Origin of the sequence: Bradyrhizobium sp. IC4060, assembly GCF_020193715.1 — a bacterium.
Lineage (GTDB): Bacteria > Pseudomonadota > Alphaproteobacteria > Rhizobiales > Xanthobacteraceae > Bradyrhizobium > Bradyrhizobium yuanmingense.
The window spans coordinates 1-7,246 of the sequence record NZ_JADYVJ010000040.1; the positions used below are offsets into that span (position 1 = coordinate 1).

Annotated in this window: 7 protein-coding genes and 4 pseudogenes; 7 read left to right on the forward strand and 4 right to left on the reverse strand. The window is 63.3% G+C overall.

The features are described 5' to 3' along the window. The 4 genes and pseudogenes from I6F16_RS37200 to I6F16_RS37215 form a co-directional block, all read left to right on the forward strand. The coding region (locus I6F16_RS37200) for a transposase domain-containing protein (protein WP_225174422.1) at positions 1-114 on the forward strand (114 nt) is incomplete at its 5' end. After that, a complete protein-coding gene (locus I6F16_RS37205) occupies positions 62-412 on the forward strand; it encodes a transposase (RefSeq protein ID WP_225174739.1) in 351 nt (116 codons plus the stop codon). The genes I6F16_RS37200 and I6F16_RS37205, both read left to right, overlap by 53 nt. A gap of 102 nt (positions 413-514) precedes the next feature. Then, a complete protein-coding gene (gene tnpB, locus I6F16_RS37210) occupies positions 515-799 on the forward strand; it encodes an IS66 family insertion sequence element accessory protein TnpB (protein WP_346656631.1) in 285 nt (94 codons plus the stop codon). Between the two features lie 207 nt (positions 800-1,006). Continuing rightward, positions 1,007-1,629: pseudogene (locus I6F16_RS37215) on the forward strand (IS66 family transposase zinc-finger binding domain-containing protein); the annotation flags it as partial. 28 nt (positions 1,630-1,657) lie between these two features. Here I6F16_RS37215 and I6F16_RS37220 read toward each other — a convergent pair. Beyond that, positions 1,658-2,182: a transposase gene (locus I6F16_RS37220; protein WP_225174740.1), complete on the reverse strand. Its 525-nt coding sequence runs from the start codon at positions 2,180-2,182 to the stop codon at positions 1,658-1,660. 224 nt (positions 2,183-2,406) lie between these two features. On the opposite strand from I6F16_RS37220, the gene I6F16_RS37225 reads away from it, so the two are divergent. Next, positions 2,407-2,685, forward strand: coding sequence for a transposase domain-containing protein (locus I6F16_RS37225; protein ID WP_346656632.1), 279 nt, complete (start codon positions 2,407-2,409; stop codon positions 2,683-2,685). 6 nt (positions 2,686-2,691) lie between these two features. On the opposite strand, the gene I6F16_RS37230 is transcribed toward I6F16_RS37225, so the two are convergent. Together I6F16_RS37230 and I6F16_RS37235 are read right to left on the reverse strand one after the other, a co-directional pair. Continuing rightward, positions 2,692-2,934: a hypothetical protein gene (locus tag I6F16_RS37230; RefSeq protein WP_225174741.1), complete on the reverse strand. Its 243-nt coding sequence runs from the start codon at positions 2,932-2,934 to the stop codon at positions 2,692-2,694. A gap of 211 nt (positions 2,935-3,145) precedes the next feature. Beyond that, positions 3,146-3,753: pseudogene (locus I6F16_RS37235) on the reverse strand (IS66 family transposase); the annotation flags it as partial. Positions 3,754-4,447: 694 nt separating this feature from the next. Between I6F16_RS37235 and ltrA the strand changes: the two are divergent. Further along, the gene (gene ltrA / locus I6F16_RS37240; RefSeq protein ID WP_225174742.1) at positions 4,448-5,674 is read left to right on the forward strand and encodes a group II intron reverse transcriptase/maturase; all 1,227 of its coding nucleotides are present in this window, start codon (positions 4,448-4,450) and stop codon (positions 5,672-5,674) included. Between the two features lie 97 nt (positions 5,675-5,771). Here the strand turns inward: ltrA and I6F16_RS37245 are convergent. Then, positions 5,772-6,182 (reverse strand): annotated as a pseudogene (locus I6F16_RS37245) (transposase); the annotation flags it as partial. A 95-nt stretch (positions 6,183-6,277) separates the two neighbouring features. Here I6F16_RS37245 and I6F16_RS37250 point away from each other — a divergent pair. Then, positions 6,278-7,125 (forward strand): annotated as a pseudogene (locus I6F16_RS37250) (IS3 family transposase); the annotation flags it as partial. Positions 7,126-7,246: the final 121 nt, after the last annotated feature.

Here is a 7,246-nt window from a genome sequence, read left to right on the forward strand (position 1 = left end):
CTTGCCTATCTGACCGATGCCTTCACCAGGATCGTCAACGGCCATCCAAACAGCAACATCGATGAGCTGCTTCCGTGGGCTTATTGCCGTCACGACCTCAAAGCCGTGGCCTGAGAACGACGCTTACGATAGGCGCAGTGCCCAAGTCGAACGGCTTGAAGTGGTGGAGACCGGCCGACGGCGGCGCTGGTCCGAGGATGAAAAGCTCAAGATCGTCCTGGAGAGTTTGCAGGCGCCGCGCCAGGTCGCGGCAACGGCGCGGCGGTATGGCGTTTCGCGGTCACTCTGCTGCGATGGCGACGCTCGTTTCAGCCGGAGCCGAAGGATGCCGCCGATCAACCTGGCTTCGTGCCGGCGGTGGTGGTCGCGGAATCGGGGCGACGTCCGGTCGGACCGGCTGGCGGCGGCGTGATCGAGATCGAGTTTGCAACCGGGGCTCGGATGCGGACAGGGGCACGGTCGACACGGCGACGCTGAAGGCCGCGGTGGCGGCACTGGCAGATGGACGGCCGCGGTGATCCCCATTGCGTCGGTCGTGCGGGTGTGGATTGCGACCGGCCACACCGATATGCGTCGCGGCAAGAACTCGCTGGCTTTGCTGGTGCAGGAAGTCTTTAGGCGCGACCCGCACGGCGGCGACCTCTACGTATTCCGTGGCAAGAGCGGCAAGCTGATCAAGATCCTTTGGCACGATGGGCTGGGCATGTCGCTCTATGCCAAGCGGCTGGAGCGCGGCCGCTTCCTGTGGCCCGTGTGTGTGCGTGTGTGTGTGTGTGCTCATCGGCTGATGGCGTGGTGACCATCACCCCAGCCCAGCTTGGGTACCTGCTGGAGGGCATCGACTGGCGGCTGCCGCAACAGACGTGGCGGCCGCAAGCAGCCGGCTGATCGCTGGGATTTGAATCGGTGGCACGATCAGCGGTTCGGACAGCGAATGGTTCTTGTGGTTCTCTGGTCGGCGATGGGCGTCGATGATTCTCTTCCCGACGATGTGACCACGCAGGCGATGCTGCGCGCCGAGCGAGCGGCCCGGTTGGCCGCAGAAGCCGAGGCCCAGGCGGGGACATTGCTGATCGAGAAGCTCAAGCTCACGATCAAGAAGCTCCGGCACGAGCAGTTCGGACAGTCCTCCGAGCGAGGCGCATTGCTGGACCAGCTCGAGCTGCAGCTCGCCGACCTGGGGGAGAACGCGGCTCAAGCCGAGACCGCGGCGCAGATGGCGGCCGAGAAGATTGCGGTGCCATCGTTCGAGCGCCGCAAGCGGCGCGCCGGCCGCTGCCGGAGCATTTGCCGCGGGAGCGCATTGTCTATCCGGTGGCTGCGACCTGCCCATGCTGTGGCGACAGCCGATTGCGCAAGATCGGCGAGGACGTCACCGAGACGCTGGAGCTCGTTCCGCGCCGGTGGAAGGTGATCCAGCACGTGCGCGAGAAGCTCGTCTGCCGGGCCTGCGAAGCGATCACCCAACCGCCGGCCCCCTCGCACCCGATTGCGCGCGGGCGTGCAGTGGCCCATGTTCTGTTTGCCAAGTACGGCCTGCACCTGCCGCTTCATCGTCAGAGCGACGTCTACCAGCGTGAAGGCATCGACCTCGACGTATCGACGCTCGCGGACTGGGTACGACTTTGTCGATGTCCGACAGTTGCTTCGTTCCGCGTCAGACGCCGGAGCATTGCACACTCCTCCGAAGAGGCAGACTGTCAAGCCAATGCTGTCCGCGCTTGCCGAAGAGATAGCCTTTGTAGGGCGGGATGAGGTTGGCATGCAGGATAGCCTTCATGCGTCCTTTAATCCGGATGATCTGCGCCAAGACGCCAGCGCGCTCGGCCATCTGGCGCCGGCGGCTGTAGGTGTCCTCGTCAGCAACCCAGACCTCCGGCAAGAAGCCGGCGGCATGCAACTTTGCCAGCGTCCCAGCATCGACCTTGTCCGTTTTGACTCGCGCATAGGCGATCACCCGAACGAGCCTCGGATTGGCGACGGCGACGCGCTTAACGTGCGGGCGCAGAATACGTTCGACCGCCGCGCTGTTGCCCGTCACCTCGATGACCACCTCATCCTCGAGGCTGAGTGTCTTGGCAAAGGCGACAAGCCGATCGTGGACGAGATCTACGCGGAGCTGTCGGATTATTGTTCCGTCCTCCAGGATCGCCACCTGGGCGAACGATCGGTGGATGTCCATGCCGACGATTGCATGCTTGGTTCTCCTTTGTCTCAGGAGCCAGTGGCTTGCACGACATCTACGGATCCGCGCTCGCAGCGCAGCCGGGCAAGTCGTAGGGGGCGGCCAAGTAACAAAGCGAGCTCACAGCCCACGGTCATGGCGGCCTGCCACCGTTTCGTGCTCCAGCGCCCCTATCCCGGCTTCGACAGACTAATCTGAACGACCAGTCCTCTCCACCGGGTTTGAGCGCTGAAAACATCATGCCCTTTAACAATGCCGCCGAGCGCGAGCTACGGGCTGTCGCCGTCGCCAGAAGAAACTGGACCTTCGCCGGCTCCGATGAGGGCGGCCGACGTGCGGCGGCGATCTACACCCTCATCGCCACCGCCAAGCTCAACGACATCGATCCACAGGCTTGGCTTGCCGACGTGTTGGCGCGCCTACCGGATCGCCCTGCCAAGCGCATTGACGAACTGCTGCCTTGGAATTGGCAGCCCCAAAGCGTCGCCCACGCCGCATAAGCTCGATCAGCCTTCCACCAAGGCCCAGCCGGGGCCTTCGCCGGATGCGTACTCCTCGACGACAAGGTCGAGCGCTACATCGAGCTGCGCCGCTCCCTCGGCTACGCCTTCAACAAGCAAGCCGGCACGCTGCGGGCTTTCGTTCGCTACGTCAAGCGATCTCAGCTGGGTGCGCCCGCCACCCGGACGATGGCGCTGGACTTCGTCCTGTCGTTCGGTGCCGCCGCCGACAGCCGCGCGGTCCGTCACGGCGTGCTCCGCCGATTTTACGAGTACCTGGTCGTCTACGACCCCCAGACCGAGTCTTGGAGCGCAAAGCTTACCCGCGTCCACGGCGATTCCGCCGCCGCGCATCCTAAGTGAGGCTGAGCTGACGTCGCTTATCGACGCATGGAGCTTCATTTCGCCAGGGACCCCTCTCAGGGGCGTAAGCATCCGGTGAGGACCGCGGAGTGGTCACTCAGGCAGCCTGATTGGCTTGGTTGTTCTGGTCGCGCCAATTCCAGGGCAGGAGTTCGTCGAGCCGTTGGACCGGATGTACAGCGATGCGCGCCAGGACGTCTGAGAGCCAGGCTTGTGGATCCACGTCGTTCATTTTGGCTGTGACGATCAGGCTGTACATCATCGCGGCACGGTCGCCGCCGCGGTCGGAGCCACAGAACAGCCAAGACTTTCGCCCGATGGCGATACCGCGCAGAGCTCTTTCGGCGGCGTTGTTCGACAGGCAGATGCGGCCATCGTCCAGGAAGCGGGTAAAGGCGTCCCAGCGCTTGAGCATATAGTCCATCGCCTTGGCAACATCGTTGCGCCGTGAGAGCTTGGCGTGTTGTTCGCGCATCCAGCCCCTCAGATCAGCGACCATCGGGAGGCTGCGCTCCTGGCGCACGGCCCGGCGCCGCTCGGGCGTTTCGCCGTTGATGCCGCGCTCGATCTCGAACAGGGCATCGATCCGGCGGACTGCTTCCAGCGCCAGTGGCGAGATCACCGCTGGTTTTTGCCTTGCGCCTTGCGGCGCGCATTCTCCGCCAAATCGGTCATCACGAAGAACGGTCGTCGGGCATGGACCCAACTTGCGTCAGGACAAGTCCTGGAAAGGAGGAAGAATGTGATCTGAAACCTTTCAACGTGACCCAGAGGGTTCGACGCCCTCCCGGCAAAGGCGGAGCCCGCCAGCCGGAAGCGAGTCTTGCATGGGTGACGGCAACGTCGCTCGTGAAGCGTAGACAGCGGGTACTTAAGCCCTGTGGCAGCCTCGAAATCATGTGATTGCTGAAGCCTTCGCCGTGTTGGGTCCGGGGGCAGCATCGGGAAAGCCGCTATGGTCAGGTTCACCGGTTCGGCCGGGGTCTCAGAGCAGGGCAAAGGTACGGGACGGGTCACCAGGAAACCTGAGAGATCCCGTTCGTGCCCACGTGGAAAGCCGGTACGGAGCACCGGCCTCAACAAAGCTCCAGGCCCAACGACCGACTTGGCGAGCATCGGGAGCGCGTACGCGAACACGAAAACACCAAGGCATGTGGAATCCCGAAGCGAAGACATAAGTCGACGGATATGCACGGCAGGAAGTCGTAGCGGCTTCGTAGTACCGAGGAAGGCGGGGAACTGGGCTCACCGGGACCCGCTCGAGGGAAGGGAGCCGCCACGCGTTAAGACCCATTGACGAGAAACACGGGAGGGAACGCTGAGTCCCGCAAACCTGTCCACGAAACGACAATGGATAGCTGATCTGGCGAGGCAACATCCCGAGCGGGTGCTGACCTCGTTGCATCACCTGATCGACCGTGAATGGATGCTCGAGGCTTATCGTCTGACGCGCAAGGATGGCGCGCCCGGCGTCGACGGCATGATGGCAACGGACTATGAGGCGAGCTTGGAGCTCAACCTTGATGATCTCCTGGCGCGCATCAAATCCGGCCGTTACATCGCGCCGCCGGTGCGACGGCACTACATCCCCAAGGCGGATGGCACCGAACGGCCACTGGGCATTCCGACACTGGAGGATAAGGTGGCGCAGCGAGCGATTCTCCTGCTGCTGGAGCCGATTTACGAGACGGACTTCTTGCCGTGCTCGTACGGCTTCCGACCGGGACGATCGGCCCACGATGCCCTGCGCGCCTTGCGTACAGGGTTCATGGAGCAAGGGCTGCGGTGGGTGGTGGATGTCGATATCTCAAAATACTTCGACACCATCGACCATGCGCACCTCCGCCGATTCCTCGATCAACGGGTCACGGACGGCATCGTCCGGAGGATGATTGACAAATGGCTGAAGGCGGGGGTGCTCGAAAAGGGCATCCTACGCCGCTCGACTGGTGGAACGCCCCAGGGCGGCGTGATCTCGCCACTGCTTGCGAACATCTACCTGCACCATGTGCTGGATGAATGGTTCGAGGGGGTGGGGCGACCGCGGCTCAAGGGGCGGTGCCAACTGGTGCGATACGCTGATGACGTGGTGATCGCCTTCGAGGACCACCTGTCCGGCAAGCGATTGCTGGATGTGTTGGGTAAGCGGCTCGGTCGGTATGGGCTTCAACTTCATCCGACCAAGACCCGCTTCGTAGACTTCCGGTTCAAACGCCCGGGTGGGCACCATCCCGCGACGGGGACCACATTTAACTTCCTTGGCTTTACCCACGTGTGGGGTCAATCGAGGAGGGGTAAGAATGTCGTCCGGCAGATAACGGCAAAAGACCCTTACGCTCGTGCGCTCGCATCCGTGATGGAATGGTGTCGGCTCAACCTGCATCGTCCATTCCGGGAACAGCACGCCCACTTGTCGCGGGTGATCCGGGGGCACTGCACCTACTACGGCATCTCCGGCAACGGCCGACGGATCAGATGGTATCACCACCAGCTCATGCGGATATGGAAGAAATGGCTCGCACGGCGTGGCCGCCACAGCAATCTGCCGTGGTCGCGCTTCCGGGCCATGCTCGCGCGACACCCGCTGCCGACAGCCAAGATCGTCCACCAATATGCCGTACCGTGAGCGAAGCTTGCGCGTGAAGAACCGGATGCGGGTAATCCGCTCGTCCGGGTCTGTGAGGGGCGGGGATGGCAACATCCCCGCCTACTCGGCACGCCGCTTCCAGGATCGGGCCTGCGTTGCGGCTCGGGTCGTAGAGCTTGCCATAGCCGCCGTAGGCATCAGCCTGGAAGATGCCGCTGTCGCCGGCCAGATGGGCCTGCGGATGCTCGCCGGCGCGATCGCGCGAGTAATAAAATACTGCCCCCGGCCGGGCCTGCCCGCCAAAAGGCTTGTCGTCGCGCACATAGACCCAGATGCCACCGGTGTGGGTCTTGCCTTTGGCTACCGTCGTATCATCCCCGTGCAATCGCTCGGCACTCAGCACATGGGCCTCGAGCCGCCGGAACAAGGGCGTCAGCGCAACTGTGCAGCCACCAACCCGGTCGGCAAGGGTCGACAGGCTGATCGGCACGCCTTCCTTGGCATAGCGTTCGTCCTGCCGGTTCAGCGGCTGGTGCTGGCCGAACTTTGACCTTGCCCCACGGGCTCAATCCAGTTTGAAGTTCGTTCTGGCCCACAACAAGGACAAGAGCATGAAGCCGCAGCCGCTTTTCGGAAGAGCAGATCATCGGGATTTTGAAGGAGCATGAGGCCGGCATGTCGGTTGCCGATCTGTGCCGCAAGCATGGCGTCAGCGACGCCAGCATCTACAAATGGAAGGCGAAGTTCGGTGGAATGGAGGTGTCGGAGGCCAAGCGGCTGAAGACCCTGGAGGACGAGAACACACGGCTGAAGCGCCTTTTGGGCGACGCCATGCTGGACAACCCCGCCTTGAAGGATCTCGTGGGAAAGAAATGGTGACGCCCGCAGCCAAGCGGAAAGCTGTCGCTCATCTCCGAGGCGCGTTCGGGATGAGCGAACGGCGGGCGTGTAAAGCCATGGGCTGCTGCCGCATGACCATGGGATACCAAACGACCCGGGCGGACGAAGCCGGCTTTCGCCAGCGCATGCGGGCAATCGCCCAGGAACGTCGTCGTTTCGGCTATCGGCGCCTGCATGTGCTGCTCAAGCGGGAGGGGGAGAGGCTCGCGGTGCGCCGCCGTGGCGGCCGCAAGCGGGCGATCGGGACCCGGGCGCCGATGACGGTGGCGATGGCGCCGAACGACCGCTGGTCGCTCGACTTCGTGTCGGATCAACTCACCGACGGCCGCCGCTTCCGTATCCTCACCGTTGTCGATGATTGCACCCGCGAGTGCCTGGCGCTGGTGGCCGATACTTCACTCTCCGGCACCCGAGTGGCGCGGGAGCTGGACCGGCTGGTGATGGAGCGCGGCAAGCCCAAGACGGTGGTCAGCGACAACGGCACCGAACTCACCAGCAACGCCATCCTGACATGGGCCGATCAGAGCCGCGTCGCCTGGCACTACATCGCGCCAGGCAAGCCCATGCAGAATGCCTTCATCGAGAGCTTCATGTATAGACGGCCCCGCGGGTGCAAGAGGTTTTTACAGCATTTTGGATATCGGTCGGGTGCGTTCATGTATACGGCCTGTTAGTGCGACCGATGCCATGGCCGCTGGCCCTGATGGAGAT

What these genes read in the sequence shown, in the direction of transcription:
- I6F16_RS37220 (WP_225174740.1), bottom strand. Translation starts at nt 2,182, where the DNA reads ATGGACATCCACCGATCGTTCGCCCAGGTGGCGATCCTGGAGGACGGA.
- I6F16_RS37205 (WP_225174739.1), top strand. Translation starts at nt 62, where the DNA reads ATGAGCTGCTTCCGTGGGCTTATTGCCGTCACGACCTCAAAGCCGTGG.